Here is a 15,328-nt window from a genome sequence, read left to right on the forward strand (position 1 = left end):
GCGGGCGACGGGGCCCGTCAGGCGTCCGGTGGCACCCGTGCCGGTCGCGGGCGACGGGGCCCGTCAGGCGTCCGGTGGCACCCGTGCCGGTGGCGGGCGACGGGGCCTGTCGGGCGCCTGGTGGCGTCTGTGCCGGTGTGGCGGGCGACGGGGCCTGTCGGGCGCCTGGCGGCACCCGTGCCGGTCGCGGGCGACGGCGGCCGCGGGCAACGAGGTGTCAGGCACCCGGTGGCACCCGTGTCGGACGGCCCGAGCCGCGGGTCAGCGCGTACCCGGCGACCCCCGCCAGCGCGGCCAGGACACCGCCCGTCGCGGTCCACACCCACCGGTCCGACCACCAGCCGGACGTCCAGCCGTCCTCCGGTTCCAGCCCGGCCAGCACCGCCGCGTCCTCCCGCTCCTGCCCGGACCGCGTCGCGATCCCCGGCACCAGCGGCTCGGCCAGCGAGCCGTCCACCGCCGCCGAGCCGCCGATGTCCTCGGAGTCCACCCGGACCCGGGTGTCGACCGGGAGGCCGAGGTCGGCGGTGGTGACGCCGGTGGCCGTCAGCCGGACGTAGTACGTGCCGGGCAGCGGGTCGTTGCCCCACGGCTCCGACCAGGCACGGACCGTGCGCAGGACGCAGGCCAGCTCCACGGAGGCCGCGTCGGCCGCAGCGGTGCGCGTCTGCGCCCCGTACTGGCAGGCCTGACGGCGGCGCAGACCGTCGTAGACGTCGATCTGCCAGGTCTGGGCGGCATGGGTGTCCGGCAGCTTCACCGTCGCCCTGACCGTGGGGCGCTGCCCGGTGTCCGCGGGGAACGACCAGTACAGGTAGTCGCCGGTGGAGCCGCTCGCGGTGGCCTCCTGCCCCTGCTCGATCTCCGTCGCCGTACGGAACGACGTACCGGCCCGCGTGGGGGCCGACCCGCCGTCCTGCGACGGAGTCGACGGAGTCGGGGAGGCGTCGGCCGCGGCCGGGGCGACCGCCAGGCCCAGGGTCAGCAACGCGGCGCTCAACGCACGTACCACTCGCATCAGTTGGTCCTCCAGACAGCGACCCGCCAGCGCGACAGCCAGCCCCAGACGAGACCGGCCAGGAAGCCGGTGAGGATCAGGACACCCAGTAGCCACCAGCCGCGGCCGAGGCCGAAGGCGGCCACGTCGGCCGCCCGGTCCGGACCGTCCACGACATCGACGGTCAGCTCCAGCGGCAGACCGGGCGTGGTCTTCACACCGGAGGCCGCCGAGAAGGAGTGCGACACGGTCAGGCAGACGGCCTCGGCCGGTGCGTCCTCCTCGTCGCTCGCCGCCTTCGGGTAGCGCAGACCCGTCGAGATCACGTCCGTACGGCCGGTGCCCGCCGCCTCGCCGCGCACGATCTCGCGGCCCTTGACGGTGACGGCCCGCAGCAGGACGCCGTAGCCGGGGTTCACGGCCCGGTCGGCCGCCACGCTCACCGAGGCGCGCAGCTCCTTGCCCGGCGGGACGTCCACCCGGTACCAGCGCTGCTGCCCGAACTCCTCCCGGTCGCTGTACAGCCCGGACTTCAGCGCCGGGGCCCCGGCGCACTCGGCGGCGCCCCGCGTCGGCACCGGCGTCACCACCGGGTCGGCCGCCCGGTCCACCAACTCGTTGACCCGGTCGGTGAGTTCGTCCTGGTGCTCCACCGAGGTGTAGGTGCCGCCGGTGGCCTCGGCGATGCAGCTCAGCTGCCGGCTCAGCTCGGCGGTGGGCACCAGTCCCAGCGTGTCGATGGTCAGGCCGATGCCCTTGGCGGCGATCTCCCGGGCCACCTCGCACGGGTCGAGCGGGGCGCAGGTGTCCTCGCCGTCGCTGATCAGCACGATCCGCTTGGAGCCGTTCCCGCCCTCCAGGTCGTCGGCCGCCTTCAGCAGGGCCGGGCCGATCGGCGTCCAGCCCGTCGGGGTGAGCGTGGCGACGGCCGTCTTGGCCTCGGTGCGGTCCAGCGGGCCGACGGGGTAGAGCTGCGCGGTGTCCTTGCAGCCCGTCTTCCGGTCGTCGCCCGGGTAGTTCGCGCCGAGGGTGCGGATGCCGAGTTCGACCTCCTCGGGCGTCGCGTCCAGCACCTCGTTGAACGCCTGCTTCGCGGCGGCCATCCGCGACTGTCCGTCGATGTCCCGCGCTCGCATCGAGCCGCTCACGTCGAGGACGAGGTCGACCTTGGGGGCCTCCTGGCCCGTGGGTTCACCGGCGGCCGCTCCGGCCGGGAAGGCGAGCCCGGCCGTCAACGCGGCGAGCAGGGCACAGACGCCCGCCGCCAGCCGTTTACTTGTGATCATCGGCGGATCTTATTGATCACCGGGGGCGGGCTCCAAAACGGGGCTCAGCGCAGGGGATTGGGCAGCTCCGCCCACTGGTCCCCGGGCGTCTGCGGCGAGAGCCGCATCAGCGTCAGCGCCTTCGTGGGCAGGGGATCGGCGCGCAGCGCGGCGAGATCCGGCGTGTCCGGGAGATCCCGTACGGCCGTCCCCAGCGCCGTCGACAGCGCCTCGCCCGACCCGGCCGTCCCGGCCAGCGCTCCTGCCACGAGTGAGCCGAACAGCTTGCGGCGGAGCGTGCGTTCGTCGTCGGTGACCATGCGGGCCGGCAGGTCGGGCACCGCGATGCGGTGCCGGGCGAGGCGGGCCGGGCTGACGCGGATGTCGGCCAGGTCGCGGTAGACCAGCCGCAGCGGCTCGCCCGCCGGCGACAGGACCACCAGCAGGTTCTGGCCGTGCGCCTCCAGGGCCACGCCCAGCTCCAGCAGCCGCAGGCCCACCGTGAGGGCGAGCCGCGCGAAACCGGCCAGCCAGCCGGGGGAGCGGGGCAGTCCGGTCGTGGCGAGCGCCGCCACCGGCAGGATCCGTTCACCGCTGCCCGCGTACGTGCGCGGGGACTCCCGCAGGACCGCCGCGAAGTCCGGGGAGCCGGCCGCCGCCGCGCCCAGGGTGCGGGTGACGTGCAGCAGGCCGTCCGTGCGTGCCGCCGGAACCCCGGCGAACTCCGACAGCACCGCCGAGGCGGCGACCGACGGCAGCGAGATGTCCCGCACCGAGGACGTCAGCCGGGCGCTGAGCGACGTCTTGACGTGCGGCCCGCCGGGCAGGGCGAGCGTGCGCAGGGACATCAGCGGATGCCCCGGACTCCGCTCCTCGCACGTCCGCTTCAGCACATGCGCCGCCTGCCAGGGATGCACCGGCAGCACCACGTGCTCCCCGTCCCGCAGGTCCCCCGGCCACACCCCCGTCACCAGGCACTCCTCCGCCCGTACCGGCACCAGCCCGAGCTCCACCACCGGCCGGTGCTCCGGCCCGTAGGCGAGCTGCTCGGCCACCGAGAAACCGGGCCGGGACCGGCACGTCGGGTGGAAGGGATGCCCGTCGACGATCCGCTGCTCCCACGCCCAGTCGCTCTCCGGCCACGCCTCCCGCTCGCCCTCCTGCCCCGCCCGCGACAGCGCCAACGAGGCCACGCTGTGTCCGAGTTCGGCGGCGAAGGCGGCGGAGTGCGGGACGGCGAGGTCCGTCACCAGCCGCGCCGGATCGGCGTACGCCGTCCCGTCGAGCCGTACGACGGTGACGTACGCGCCGGTCGCGTACGGATCCGGCCGCGGGCCGTGCAGCCGGCGGCCGTCCGACAGGCGCAGGGTCAGCCCGTCCCGGCCCCGCTCCCCGCCGGTGACCCAGGGCAGCGGATCATGCGTGAGACCACGCCACAGCCGCGACAGGACGGCCGCCCGGGCGCCGGGCAGTTCGGCCTCGTACCGCGGCAGGAGGCCGGGCCGTACGACGGCCAGTTCCTCGGCGACCTCGGCCTCGGCGGTGGGGGGACGGTGCACGGGCGGGCTCCTCGGGTACGAATAGGGCGTCACGGCGGGACGGCGACGACCGCATACTGATCATCTCCGCCCGGAACGCCGGCCGGAACGCTGGAAGGACCGTAGGGAACGAGTGGAACGCGTGGACCTCATGCCCCCGCCCGCCGAGGACGACTCGGCCCACGGCGACGACAGTGCCACCGGCCTCGCCGGGCGCGCGGACGCGTACGCCGCCGTGCCGCTGCTGAACTGCCTGCTGCGGGAGGTGGCCCGGCCGGTCCGGCAGGAGGGCGATCGCCGGGTCTACCGTCTGCCCGGCGGGGGCCGCCTGCTGCGCGTGCGCGGGACGCGGCGGCCCGCCGAGCCCGAGGTGCGGGTGGCGGGCGGCTGGCGGCGCGTCGGCCACCCCGAGCTGGTCAAGCTCGTCGCCGAGGAACTGCGCCGGCACACCGGGCTGTCCAACCACGAACTGCCCGCCGAGATGATCGACAGCCGGGACGCCGTGGCCGCGCTGCTGGCCGCCCGGGCCGGCGCCGTCCCGCCCGGCGACCTCTACCTCCGCTCCGAGCAGTGCCTCCTCACCGGCCACACCCACCACCCGGCCCCCAAGGCACGCGGCGGCGGCCCGGCCGCCGGCTGGCTGCCGTACGCGCCCGAGGCGTACGCCCGCTTCCCGCTGACCCTGCTCGGCCTGCGCGAGGACACCGTCGTCGAGGAGGGCGACACCTCGGCCCTGGACGCCCTCGGCACGGCCCCGCCCGGCTACCGGCTGCTGCCCGCCCACCCCTGGCAGCTCGACCTGGCCGCGCGGGAGCTCGACGCAGCCTTCGCGGACGGCCGGCTCGTCCGGCTCGGCACGACCGCCTTCGACACCTGGCCGACGGCCGCGATCCGCACGCTCTACGCACCCGAGCCCGACCTCTTCCTCAAGTTCAGCCTCGACGTGCGCATCACCAACGACATCCGCCGGCTCTGGCGCCACGACCTGCTCGCCCTGCGCCGGACCGACGCGGCGGTGTGCTCCGCGCTGGCTGCGTCCGACGGCCCTCCGGCCTGGCTGAGCGACCGCGGCTACCGCACCGCCGACTTCGCCTTCGAGGCCCTGGCCGTCCTCGTCCGCGACGGCTTCCACGACCGTCTGCTGCCCGGCGCGACCCCGCTGCTGGCCGCCGGACTCGTCGAGGGCTTCGACGGCAGCCCGCTCGACCGCGCCGCCGCCCCGGAGGCCTGGTGGGCGGCCTACCTGGCGCAGGTGGTGCCCCCGGCCGTCACGGCCTTCGCCCGGCACGGCGTCGTCCTGGAGGCCCACCTGCAGAACACCCTCGTCGCGGTGGACGCCGACGGCACGCCCGTGCAGGCGCTGTACCGGGACGCCGAGGGCGTGAAGCTGCTGCCGGAGGTGTCGCGCGAGGCGGGCTGGGAGCGGCTCGTGTACTGCCTGGTCGTCAACCACCTCACCGAGATCGCCGGCGCCCTCGCCGCACGCCGGCCCGGCTTCGACCCCTGGCCCGCCGTCCGCCGCGAACTGGCCCGCCACGACGTCCCGGAGATCCCCGCCCTGCTCACCTCGCCCACCCTGCCCGCCAAGACCAACCTGCTGCTGCGCTGGACGGGCGCGGACGGCGCCGACGCCCGCTACCTGCCGCTGCCCAACCCGCTCCGGCATCAGCCGTAACCGGCCCGGGCGAACGAGCACGGGTGGCCGAGCGAGCGGAAGAACGCGACCAGTTCGGACCTGAGGCGGGAGTCCGGGCGGCGGGTGAAGAGATAGCCGGTCAGGCAGCCCGTGTGGGCGACGAAGACGCCGTCGGCGCCGAACCGCTCGCGGTGGGCCAGCACGCTCTCGAACGTCGCTTTCGGCAGCACCTCCTGGGACAGCACGGCGCTGCCGGTCGCGGCGCGCGCCACGGCCGCCGCGTCCCCGCAGGCGAAGCCCTTCAGCAGGTCGGTCAGACACCGCTCGTACGCGTCCCCGCGGCGCCGGTAGTGCTCCAGCAGCAGGGGCGTGACGGCGGCGGTGTCCACGGTGCCGGGCTCGGTCACGTAGGCGGTGTGGAAGCCGATGCCCGTGCCCAGGCGCCGGACCAGCCGGTGCCGGCCGCTGAGATACAGGGCGAACTCGTCGAGGAAGACGCTGTCGGCACGCTCGATCGCCGCCAGGACGCCGACGACCACCTCGGCGTCGTACGGCAGCGAGAAGAGCCGGAACAGGCAGCGCAGGGTGGCCACGATGTCGGCGGTCGAACTGGCCATGCCGACACCCACCCGCAGCTCGGAGCGCACGGTCCACTCACCGGGCGGCAGCCGCAGGCCGTAGTGCTCCAGGAAAAGCCGGACCGCGGTCGCCGACTTCTCCCCGAGCGGCGGCGACGGGGGCGGACCGGGCGCCGCCCCAGGGGTGAACGACACCCGGGAGTGCCGGGCGACGGGGAACGACACCACCGCGATGTCCGGAGCGGGGCCCGCCCGCAACGGGCCCTGGTACAGCTCGCCGAGCGTGCCGTGGCAGACGCCCGACACGACGCGGGGCACACCGGCGGAGGGCACGCAGGGGCTCGTGCCGTCGCGCACGGCCTCACCTCCCTCCCGCGGTGATCTTCGGGAAACCGCCTCATGGAATGATCGCCCCCGGCAGGCCGGGAGACCCACGGGGTGGGCTCCTCCACGAACCACCGGGGCGGACCCCCGGAGAGAGGGCAGGTGCGGCATGTCCGCGACGCCGTCCGACGCGGCGAACGACGATCCTCCGGACGAGACGGCGGTCACCGGCCCCGTGCCGTGCCGCGTCGTCGTGTGCCGGGACTGCTGCTGCGGCAGCCCCAAGGTCACCGGGGTCGATCACGCGGCCCAGACCGAGCGCCTGCGCGCCGCGGCGCCGGTGCGGGTCTCCGACTGCCTGGACGTGTGCGACCAGGCCAACGTCATCGTCGTCCAGCCCTCCTCCGCCGGCCGGGCCGCCGGCGGACGGCCGGTCTGGCTCGGGCTGGTCAACGACCCGGCGGCGACCGAGGACGTCGTCTCGTGGGTCCGCCAGGGCGGCCCCGGCGTCGCCCCGCTGCCCGACATCCTCGACCTGTACGTCTTCACCCCCCTCACCCGGCGGCGCCCGGACGGCTCATGACCTGGCCGCTCCCCGGCCGCGCACCAGCAGACGCAGGAAGTACGGCGTGCCGATGATCGCCGTCATCAGGCCGGCGCCCAGCTGCGCGGGGGCGATGACCGTACGGCCGAGCAGGTCGGCCGCGCAGACGAGCGCCGCGCCGAGCAGGACGGCGACCGGCACCACCCGCGCGTGCCGCCGGCCCACGAGAGCACGTGCCGCGTGCGGCGCCACGAGCCCCACGAATCCGATGGTGCCGGCCGAGGCCACGGCGGTCGCCGCGAGCAGCACCCCCACCACCAGGAAACCGAGCCGCGCCCGGGGCAGCCCGAGGCCGAGCAGCCGCGGGGTGTCCTCGTCCAGCGAGACCAGGTCCAGCTCCGTGCGCCGGGCGACCGCGACGGCCAGCCCCAGCGCCAGCACGAGCGCGACGGGCAGCACGTCGGCCATGGTCCGCCCGTACGTCGAACCGGACAGCCAGGTCAGCGCCTTGGTGGCGTTGAACGGGTCGGTGAGCACGATGAGCAGACTGATCAGCGCCGTGGAGCCGGCCGCCATGCCGATGCCGACGAGGACCAGCCGGTGCTGCCGGTAGCCGCCCCGGGCGGCGAGCCCGAAGACGACGGCCGAGGCCAGCGCTGCGCCGCCGAACGCGGCCCCCGCGATGCCCCAGGAGCCCGCGGCGGGCACGGTGGTCACCAGCAGCACGGCCCCCAGCGCGGCCCCGCCGGAGACGCCCAACACCCCTGGCTCGGCGAGCGGGTTGCGGGTCACGGCCTGTACGAGCGTCCCGGCCAGGGCGAGCGCCGCGCCCGCGCACAGCGCCGCGAGCACGCGCGGCACGCGGGTGTCCAGGACGAACGACACGGTCCGGCCTGCCCTGCCCTGCGCCCAGTTGGCGACATCGCCGAGCAGGAGCTTGCTGTCGCCCAGCAGGACACCGGCCAGCGTGACGCCGACGACCACGGCGACCAGGACGGCCACCGTGACCAGGAACGCCGTCCGGCTGGGGACGCGCAGCCGGTCCGGCGCGTCGGCGCCCGCCGTGTCCCGCAGCCGCAGGGCCGTCACCACCAGGAACACGGCACCGACCAGGCTGGTGACGATGCCGGTGGGGACGGCCACCGCCGTGTCCGCGGGGATCAGGGCGCGCAGCAGCACGTCCGAGCCGAGCACGACAGCGGCGCCGGTCAGCCCGGCCGCGGGCAGGGCCGCCCGGGCGCGGACGAAGCCCCGGAACCGGCGGGCGAGCGGACGGACCAGGGCGGGCGCGCACAGCCCGACGAAGCCGATCGGCCCGGCGAGCGTGACGGCCGCCGCGGACAGCAGCGCGGCGAGCACGACGACCGTGACGCGGGTGGCGTGGACCGGGACGCCCAGCCCGCGCGCCGCGTCGTCCCCGAGGGCGAGCGCGTCGACCCGGCGGGCGACCAGCAGCAGCCCGGCCAGTCCCGCCAGGGCGACGGGCAGCAGCTGCAGGACGCCGTCGAAGCCGTTCTGGCCGATGCTGCCCTGGTTCCACTGGTAGAGGCCCTCCGTCTGCTGCGGGAACAGCAGGAGCAGCCCTTCCGTCACGGAGTTCAGGCCCAGCGCGAGCGCCGTGCCGGCGAGGACCAGCCGTACGGTGCCCGTGCCCAGGCCGGACAGGGCGAGCACCACGGCCGCCGCCAGCAGCCCGCCCGCGAAGGCGACGCCGGAGGAGGCGAGCAGCGGCAGCGAGACGCCGGTCGCGCCGACCAGCCCGAGTGCCAAGTACGAACCGGCGTTCACGGCGAGCGTGTCGGGCGAGGCGAGCACATTGCGGCTGACGGCCTGGAGCACGGCGCCCGCGATGCCGAGGACGACGCCGACCAGGATGCCGGCGGTCATCCGCGGCAGCCGGGAGGCGATCACCACGGAGGCGTCGGACGGGTCGGCCCGCCCGGTCAGGGCCTTGAACACCTGCGCCGGTCCGACGGCGGCGGTGCCCTGGGTGACGTCGACGACGGCGAGGACGGCGACCAGCAGGGCGAGGCCGGCCGTCACCGCGGCCGCGCCCGCCCGGGACGCGGCCGCCGGCGGACGGGTGGCGGGGGGCGCTTCGGTGACGGCCATGACGGGCGTTACTTCGTCAGCGCGTCGACGAGGGAGTCGATGTACGCCTCCATCGACCCGGGACCGCCGAACATCCAGATGCCGTCGGGCAGCCGGTGCACCTCGCCCGCCTTCACGAACGGCAGGGAGGTCCACACGGCGTTCTTCGCGAGCGCGCCGGTGAACGGCGTGCTGGCCTTGTCGCCGTCGTTGCCTATGTAGGCGAACCGGGTGTCCTCCGGCAGGGCGGTGAGGCCCTCGACGTCGGTGGTGCCGAGGCCGTAGACCGGGTCGCCCTTGACCTTCCAGGCGTTCTTCAGGCCGAGTTCCTCGTTGACGGCGCCGAGCAGGGAGCCGCTGGTGTACGGGCGCACCGAGACCTGGTTGGAGGTGACGTAGCCGTCGGCGAAGGCGATGGAGGCGCCGTCGAGCTTCGCGTCGGCGAGGGCCTTCTTCCCCTCGGCGACCTTGGCCTCGAAGTCCTCCCGGGCCGTCTTCGCCCGGTCGGTGGTGCCGGTGGCCTTGGCGATCAGGTCGAGGTTCTTGAACATCTGCCCGATCTGGTCGGAGGCGTCGGCCGACTTGATCTCCAGCACCGGGGCGATCCTCCGCAGCTGCTTCACGGCCGCGTCGGGCAGGTCGGAGCTGGCCACGATCAGGTCGGGGGAGAGCGAGGCGATGGTGTCCATGCTCGGTTCGCCGCGCGTGCCGATGTCCTTCGGCTCGTTCTTCAGCGGGACGGCGGTGTCCCAGGTCTTGTAGCCCTTGACGTCGGCGACGCCCACGGGGTCGACGCCGAGGGTGATGAGACTCTCGACCTCGTTCCACTCGGTGGCGACGACCTTCTTCGCGGGGCCGTCGAGTTCGACCTTCGCGCCGGTGGAGTCGGTGAGGCTGATGGCCTCGGAGGTCTTCCCCTTCGCGCTGTCGGCGGCGGGCTCGGTGGTGCCGCAGGCGGCGAGGGTGAGCGCCGCGGCGGTGGTGGCGGCCGCGGTGAGCAGGAGACGTCTCATGAGGTGGTGCCGAGCCTTTCGCTTCGGGTGGTGCGGGTGTGGTGGCGGCCGACGGGACGGGTCCGCAGCCGGCCGGTGAGGGGGTCGGTGTCGACGTCGATCCGGATGCCGTAGACGGCGGTGAGCCGCTCCGGCGTCAGGACGTCCTCGGGTGGGCCGTCGGCGACGATGCGGCCCGCTTCGAGCAGGGTGATCCGGTCGGCGAGGGCCGCCGCCTGGTCGAGGTCGTGCAGGACGACCCCGACGGCGATCCCGTGGTCGTCCGCCAGGTCGCGGACGAGGTCGAGGAGTTCGACCTGGTACCGCAGGTCGAGATAGGTCGTCGGCTCGTCCAGCAGCAGGACGCCGGTCTCCTGCGCGAGGCAGCCGGCGAGCCACACGCGCTGCAACTGCCCGCCGGACAGGTGGTCGGCACCGCGCTCGGCGAGCTCCGTGACCCCGGTCAGCGCGAGCGCCCGTTCCACCGCGTTCGACGCGTCCGGGTCCGGGCGGCCGAAGCGGCCCCGGTAGGGGTAGCGGCCGAATTCGACGACGTCCCGCACGGTCAGCCCGCTGGGCGTGGGCCGCCCCTGCGTCAGCAGGGCCACGTAGCGCGCGAACTCCCGGGCGGACAGGGCGAGGCCGTCGGTGCCGCCGTCGATGCCGATCTCGGCCCGGCGGGCCCGCTGCAGCCGGGCGATCGTCCGCAGCAGCGTCGACTTCCCGCTGCCGTTGGGGCCGACCAGGACGGTCACCTCTCCGGGGCGCAGCGTGATCGCCGCGTCGTGCACGACGTCCGTGCCGTCGTACGACACGGTGACGTGCGTGGCCGAAAGCCGATGCCCGCGCAGACGCTCTCCGCCGGCGGGTTCTTCACCAGATCTCACGGGTGAAGGTTAGCCTAACCTAATTTTTAGGCGGGAGCGGCCGCGACGAACCCGCAGGGTGTCCGTCGGTCTCTCACTCACCTCTGCGCGCTCTCCTTCTCACGCCGCGGTGTGGGGCGTGTCGCGCGCAGGCGGGCGCGGGTGCGGTCGGCGAGCAGGACACCGAGCGTCGCGGCCAGCGAGAGCAGACCGCCCGCGTAGAGCCCGCTCCGGGCGCCCAGGTGCGCGCTGATCCAACCGATCAGGAGGGCGCCCAGTGGGGTGGAGCCCTGCAGAATGAGCGTGTAGACCGCGAGTACGCGGCCCCGGAAACGAGGGTCGCTGCCCAGCTGGATCCGGTGGTTGGCGGCCTGCGCGAAGTAGAGCGACGCGAACCCGGTGCCCGCCAGCAGGACGGCCGCCGTCAGGTAGGTCGGCGCCCACCCCGCCACCGTCTCCAGCACACCGAAACCGAGCGCCGCGCCGGTGACGGTACGGGCGGACGGGCGCGCCCGGCGGGCCGTGGTGGCGAGGGCCGCCAGCAGGGAACCGGCCGCGAACGCGGTGGTCAGCAGACCGAACGACGCGGCGTCGGCGTGGAACACCGTCTTGGCCAGCAGCGGCAGCGTGAGCTGGAAGTTCAGGCCGAACAGGCCGACGAACAGCACCAGCGCCATGGGCACCACGAGGTCCGGGCGGGAGGCGAGGTGGCGCAACCCGTCGGTGACCCGGGCCGAGTCGTCCCGTGTCACGGGCAGCAGGTCGCCGGTGCGCATCTTCCACAGCCCGGCCACGACCGCCAGGTAGCTCACCGCGTTCAGCGCCATGACGGCGCCGGTGCCGGCCGCCGCGATGATCAGGCCGGCGAGCGCGGGACCGGCGACGCGCGCCACGTTGAAGTAGAGGGCGCTCAGCGCGGAGGCGTTCGGCAGCAGGTCGGGGCCGACCATCTCGCTCACGAACGACATGCGCGTGGGGACCTCGACGGCGTTGACGGTTCCCAGGCACAGGGCGAACAGGAAGACGTGCCACAGCCGCACCGCCCCGCCGGCGTCCAGGGCGGCGAGCGCGATCGCGCAGCCGCCCGAGACGAGGTTGCAGCCCATCAGCAGCCGACGCTTGTCGTACCGGTCGGCGAGCCGGCCGCCGTACAGGGTGAGCAGCAGCATCGGTGCGAACTGCGCGGCCGTGACCGCTCCGAGCGCCGTGCCGGAGTCGCCGGTGAGGGACAGCACGAGCCAGTCCTGGGCGACGACCATCATCCAGGTGCCGGACACCGACAGCACCTGGCCCGCGGCGAAGAGCCGGAAGTTGCGCACCGACAGGGAGCGGAAGGTGTTCCTGAGCCGCGCGCGCATGGTCAGGAGACCGCCTCGGAGGGCAGCGCACGGGCCGTGGCGTCGGAGGCCAGGCAGCTTTCGAGGAACGCGAGGGCCCGCAGGTGGTAGGAGCGGGCGGCCAGGCCGAGGCTGATGTTGTGCCCCGCGTCGGGCTGCCGGTCGACACTCACCCGTGGGGCGGCCGTGAAGTGCGCGGCCAGATCGGCGAGGGTCGCCTCGTCGTGCCGCCACCACGCCTCGTACTCGGCGAAGGTCAGCCGTACGGGCACGCGGACGCGGGGCGCGGTGGCCCGGAAGGTCAGCGGCCAGCGGGCCAGCTCCGCCCTCTCCCGTAAGGGCACGGGCTCGACGAGGGAAGCGCTCGCGGCGAAGGTGCCCGGCGGGTAGAGCCGCAGCGGCCCCCAGCTCCTGCGCAGCAGGCCGCGGTCGTCAGGGCGGGTGGGCAGCTCGTGCGGTTCGACCGCGTACACATGGCCGCAGCCCGAGACGTCCAGCCCGAGCAGGGGCAACGGACCCGGGTCCGCGGCGGCGGCCAGCGCCACCTTGCCTCCGTAGGAATGGGCGAGCAGGAACAGACCGGCGCCGGTTTCGTGGCGGGTCGCGAAGTCGAGCAGGGCCGCACGCAGCGCGGCAGCCTGCTCCGCCAGGCCCTGCCCCTGGGGCAGGGGGCCGGCGGAGAGGCGGTAGCCCGGGCGGTCCACGGCCAGGACGGTGTAGCCGAGGCTCGCCCCCAGGGTCAGCAGGGACTGCCGGGGGTCGGCCCCGCCGCCGAAGTACCCCGCGTTCATGCCGCCGCCGTGGACGGCGGCCACGACGGCGTGCGGGGACCCGCCCGCGGGCTCGCTGAGCAGCGCGGACAGCGTCACCCCGGCGGCGTCCAGGGTGATGTCGCGTACGCCGCCCGCGGACTCGTGGGCCGATGCCGTCATCGTCGTTCTCCTCCGGAGTGGCTCGGTCGGCCGTTCACCAGGCCAGGTGCGGTGCGTGCGCGCGGGCCGCGTCCGCGCCGTAGGTCTGTTCGATGGTCAGCAGGAGGTCGGCGGAGGTGACTTTGTACGTCTGCGGGCCGACGCCCTGGAGGGCGACGGCGGCCAGCGCGCAGCCCAGGCGGCCCGCGTCAGGGTACGGCAGGCCCCGGGCCAGGGCCGCGAGGAACCCGGCGCGGAAGGCGTCGCCGACGCCGGTGGGGTCGGCCACGGTGTTCGCGGGCACGGCGTCGACGTGCAGCCAGGGCTCTCCCGGCCGGCCGATGTCCGCGCCCGCGGCGCCGCGTGTGACGATCCAGGCACCGGTCCGCTCCAGGACCTGCTCGCGGGTCCAGCCGGTGCGTTCCTGGAGCAGCGCCGCCTCGTACTCGTTGGTGAACAGCAGGCGCGAGCCCTCCGTCAGGCGGCGGGTCTGCGGGCCGTCGAGCCGGGCCAGTTGCTGGGAGGGGTCCGCGGCGAACGGGATGCCCAGCTCCCGGCACTCCGCGGCGAGGCTCAGCATGGCCTGCGGGTCGTTGGGGGCGACCACGGCCAGCCCCAGCTCGCCGGCGCGTTCCCGGACGGAGGCCAGGCGGACGCGTCCGGCCTCGGCCATCGCACCGGCGTAGAAGGTGGCGATCTGGTTGAGGTCGAGGTCGGTGGTGCACACGAAGCGGGCCGTGTGCAGCGTGTCGCTCACGTGGACGGAGCCGGTGTCGACGCCGTTGCCCCGGAGCCAGGCGTCGTACTCGCCGAAGTCCCTGCCGACCGCTCCGACGAGTACGGGACGCAGGCCGAGGCGGGCGAGCCCGAGGGCGATGTTCGCGGCCACGCCTCCGTAGCGCACCTGGAGCTCGTCCGCGAGGAAGGAGAGCGAGACGTGATCGAGCCGGTCGGGGATCAACTGGTCGGCGAACCGGCCGGGATACGTCATCAGATGGTCGGTGGCGATGGAGCCGGTGACGGCGATGCGCATCTCAGGCTCCCGCGGCCCTGCGCAGGGCGTCCACGCGGTCCGTGCGCTCCCACGTGAACTCGGGCAGCTCCCGGCCGAAGTGGCCGTACGCCGCGGTCTGGGAGTAGATCGGGCGGAGCAGGTCGAGGTCGCGGATGATGGCGGCCGGGCGGAGGTCGAAGACCTCGTCGATCGCCTTCTCGATCCGGTCCGTGTCGACCTTGGCGGTGCCGAAGGTCTCCACGAACAGACCGACCGGCTCGGCCTTGCCGATCGCGTACGCGACCTGCACCTCGCAGCGGGTGGCGAGACCCGCGGCGACCACGTTCTTGGCGACCCAGCGCATCGCGTACGCCGCCGAGCGGTCCACCTTGGACGGGTCCTTGCCGGAGAAGGCGCCACCGCCGTGGCGGGCCATGCCGCCGTAGGTGTCGATGATGATCTTGCGGCCGGTCAGGCCGGCGTCGCCCATCGGGCCGCCGATCTCGAAGCGGCCGGTGGGGTTGACCAGGAGCCGGTAGTTCTCCGTGTCGAGCTTGATGCCCTCGTCCAGAAGCGCCTTCAGCTCCGGCTCGACGACGAACTCCTTGATGTCCGGCGCCAGCAGGGAGTCCAGGTCGATGTCGGACGCGTGCTGCGAGGAGACGACGACGGTGTCCAGACGGACCGCCTTGTCGCCGTCGTACTCGATGGTGACCTGCGTCTTGCCGTCCGGGCGCAGGTAGGGGATCGTGCCGTTCTTGCGCACGTCGGACAGGCGCTTGGACAGGCGGTGCGCCAGGAAGATCGGCAGCGGCATCAGCGTCGGCGTCTCGTCCGTCGCGTAGCCGAACATCAGGCCCTGGTCGCCCGCGCCCTGCTTGTCGAGCTCGTCCTCGTCGCCCTCGACCCGGGACTCGTACGCCGTGTCCACGCCCTGGGCGATGTCCGGCGACTGCGCGCCGATCGACACCGAGACGCCGCAGGAGGCGCCGTCGAAGCCCTTCTTCGAGGAGTCGTAGCCGATGTCCAGGATCTTCTCGCGGACCAGTTGGGCGATCGGCGCGTACGCCTGCGTCGAGACCTCACCGGCCACGTGCACCAGACCGGTCGTGATCAGGGTTTCGACGGCGACCCGGGAGGTCGGGTCCTCGCGCAGGAGCGCGTCGAGAACGGTGTCGCTGATCTGGTCAGCGATCTTGTCGGGGTGACCCTCGGTCACGGACTCCGAGGTGAACAGGTGCAGGGGCAAGGGACT

The 15,328-nt window shown here is 74.3% G+C and carries 13 protein-coding genes; 2 read left to right on the forward strand and 11 right to left on the reverse strand.

Annotation, left to right across the window (positions count from 1 at the left end):
- Positions 1–217: 217 nt before the first annotated feature.
- Genes C1703_RS32600 through C1703_RS32610 form a run of 3 tightly spaced genes read right to left on the reverse strand, consistent with a single transcriptional unit; the run spans position 218 to position 3,821 of the window.
- Positions 218–1,018, reverse strand: coding sequence for a hypothetical protein (locus tag C1703_RS32600; protein WP_114256201.1), 801 nt, complete (start codon positions 1,016–1,018; stop codon positions 218–220).
- Positions 1,018–2,283: a VWA domain-containing protein gene (locus C1703_RS32605; protein WP_114256202.1), complete on the reverse strand. Its 1,266-nt coding sequence runs from the start codon at positions 2,281–2,283 to the stop codon at positions 1,018–1,020. Before C1703_RS32605 ends, C1703_RS32600 begins: the two co-directional genes overlap by 1 nt.
- 44 nt (positions 2,284–2,327) lie before the next feature.
- A complete protein-coding gene (locus tag C1703_RS32610) occupies positions 2,328–3,821 on the reverse strand; it encodes an IucA/IucC family siderophore biosynthesis protein (protein WP_114256203.1) in 1,494 nt (497 codons plus the stop codon).
- Between the two features lie 112 nt (positions 3,822–3,933).
- Here C1703_RS32610 and C1703_RS32615 point away from each other — a divergent pair, with 112 nt between their 5' ends.
- Entirely contained in the window at positions 3,934–5,475 is a 1,542-nt protein-coding gene (locus C1703_RS32615; protein ID WP_114256204.1) for an IucA/IucC family protein, read from the forward strand.
- Here C1703_RS32615 and C1703_RS32620 read toward each other — a convergent pair.
- Positions 5,466–6,371, reverse strand: a complete 906-nt coding sequence (locus tag C1703_RS32620) for a hypothetical protein (RefSeq protein ID WP_232840660.1) — start codon at positions 6,369–6,371, stop codon at positions 5,466–5,468. The two genes, C1703_RS32615 and C1703_RS32620, sit on opposite strands and share 10 nt — an antisense overlap.
- A 136-nt stretch (positions 6,372–6,507) precedes the next feature.
- Here C1703_RS32620 and C1703_RS32625 point away from each other — a divergent pair, with 136 nt between their 5' ends.
- A complete protein-coding gene (locus tag C1703_RS32625) occupies positions 6,508–6,921 on the forward strand; it encodes a (2Fe-2S) ferredoxin domain-containing protein (RefSeq protein ID WP_114256205.1) in 414 nt (137 codons plus the stop codon).
- On the opposite strand, the gene C1703_RS32630 is transcribed toward C1703_RS32625, so the two are convergent.
- The 7 genes from C1703_RS32630 to metK form a co-directional block, all read right to left on the reverse strand.
- Positions 6,916–8,994: an iron ABC transporter permease gene (locus tag C1703_RS32630; RefSeq protein WP_114256206.1), complete on the reverse strand. Its 2,079-nt coding sequence runs from the start codon at positions 8,992–8,994 to the stop codon at positions 6,916–6,918. The genes C1703_RS32625 and C1703_RS32630 overlap by 6 nt on opposite strands.
- An 8-nt stretch (positions 8,995–9,002) precedes the next feature.
- Positions 9,003–9,986 (reverse strand): iron-siderophore ABC transporter substrate-binding protein, encoded by a 984-nt coding sequence (locus C1703_RS32635; RefSeq protein ID WP_114256207.1) that lies wholly within the window; start codon positions 9,984–9,986, stop codon positions 9,003–9,005.
- Positions 9,983–10,852, reverse strand: a complete 870-nt coding sequence (locus tag C1703_RS32640; RefSeq protein WP_114256208.1) for an ABC transporter ATP-binding protein — start codon at positions 10,850–10,852, stop codon at positions 9,983–9,985. The genes C1703_RS32635 and C1703_RS32640 overlap by 4 nt, the downstream gene beginning before the upstream one ends.
- 77 nt (positions 10,853–10,929) lie before the next feature.
- Positions 10,930–12,189, reverse strand: coding sequence for an MFS transporter (locus C1703_RS32645; RefSeq protein ID WP_114256209.1), 1,260 nt, complete (start codon positions 12,187–12,189; stop codon positions 10,930–10,932).
- Between the two features lie 2 nt (positions 12,190–12,191).
- Positions 12,192–13,100, reverse strand: a complete 909-nt coding sequence (locus tag C1703_RS32650; protein WP_114256210.1) for an alpha/beta fold hydrolase — start codon at positions 13,098–13,100, stop codon at positions 12,192–12,194.
- A 34-nt stretch (positions 13,101–13,134) separates the two neighbouring features.
- Positions 13,135–14,112 carry a carbohydrate kinase family protein gene (locus C1703_RS32655; RefSeq protein ID WP_114256211.1) on the reverse strand — a complete coding sequence of 326 codons (978 nt, stop codon included), beginning with the start codon at positions 14,110–14,112 and terminating at the stop codon, positions 13,135–13,137.
- A gap of 1 nt (position 14,113) precedes the next feature.
- Positions 14,114–15,322, reverse strand: a complete 1,209-nt coding sequence (metK, locus tag C1703_RS32660) for a methionine adenosyltransferase (protein ID WP_114256212.1) — start codon at positions 15,320–15,322, stop codon at positions 14,114–14,116.
- Positions 15,323–15,328 lie beyond the last annotated feature (6 nt).

Origin of the sequence: Streptomyces sp. Go-475, assembly GCF_003330845.1 — a bacterium.
In the GTDB taxonomy this organism is placed as follows: Bacteria; Actinomycetota; Actinomycetes; order Streptomycetales; family Streptomycetaceae; genus Streptomyces.

Coding starts and splice junctions, on each gene's coding strand:
- C1703_RS32600 (WP_114256201.1), bottom strand. CDS start 1,018: ATGCGAGTGGTACGTGCGTTGAGCGCCGCGTTGCTGACCCTGGGCCTG.
- C1703_RS32650 (WP_114256210.1), bottom strand. CDS start 13,100: ATGACGGCATCGGCCCACGAGTCCGCGGGCGGCGTACGCGACATCACC.
- C1703_RS32645 (WP_114256209.1), bottom strand. CDS start 12,189: ATGCGCGCGCGGCTCAGGAACACCTTCCGCTCCCTGTCGGTGCGCAAC.
- C1703_RS32655 (WP_114256211.1), bottom strand. CDS start 14,112: ATGCGCATCGCCGTCACCGGCTCCATCGCCACCGACCATCTGATGACG.
- C1703_RS32630 (WP_114256206.1), bottom strand. CDS start 8,994: ATGGCCGTCACCGAAGCGCCCCCCGCCACCCGTCCGCCGGCGGCCGCG.
- C1703_RS32625 (WP_114256205.1), top strand. CDS start 6,508: ATGTCCGCGACGCCGTCCGACGCGGCGAACGACGATCCTCCGGACGAG.
- C1703_RS32605 (WP_114256202.1), bottom strand. CDS start 2,283: ATGATCACAAGTAAACGGCTGGCGGCGGGCGTCTGTGCCCTGCTCGCC.
- C1703_RS32635 (WP_114256207.1), bottom strand. CDS start 9,986: ATGAGACGTCTCCTGCTCACCGCGGCCGCCACCACCGCCGCGGCGCTC.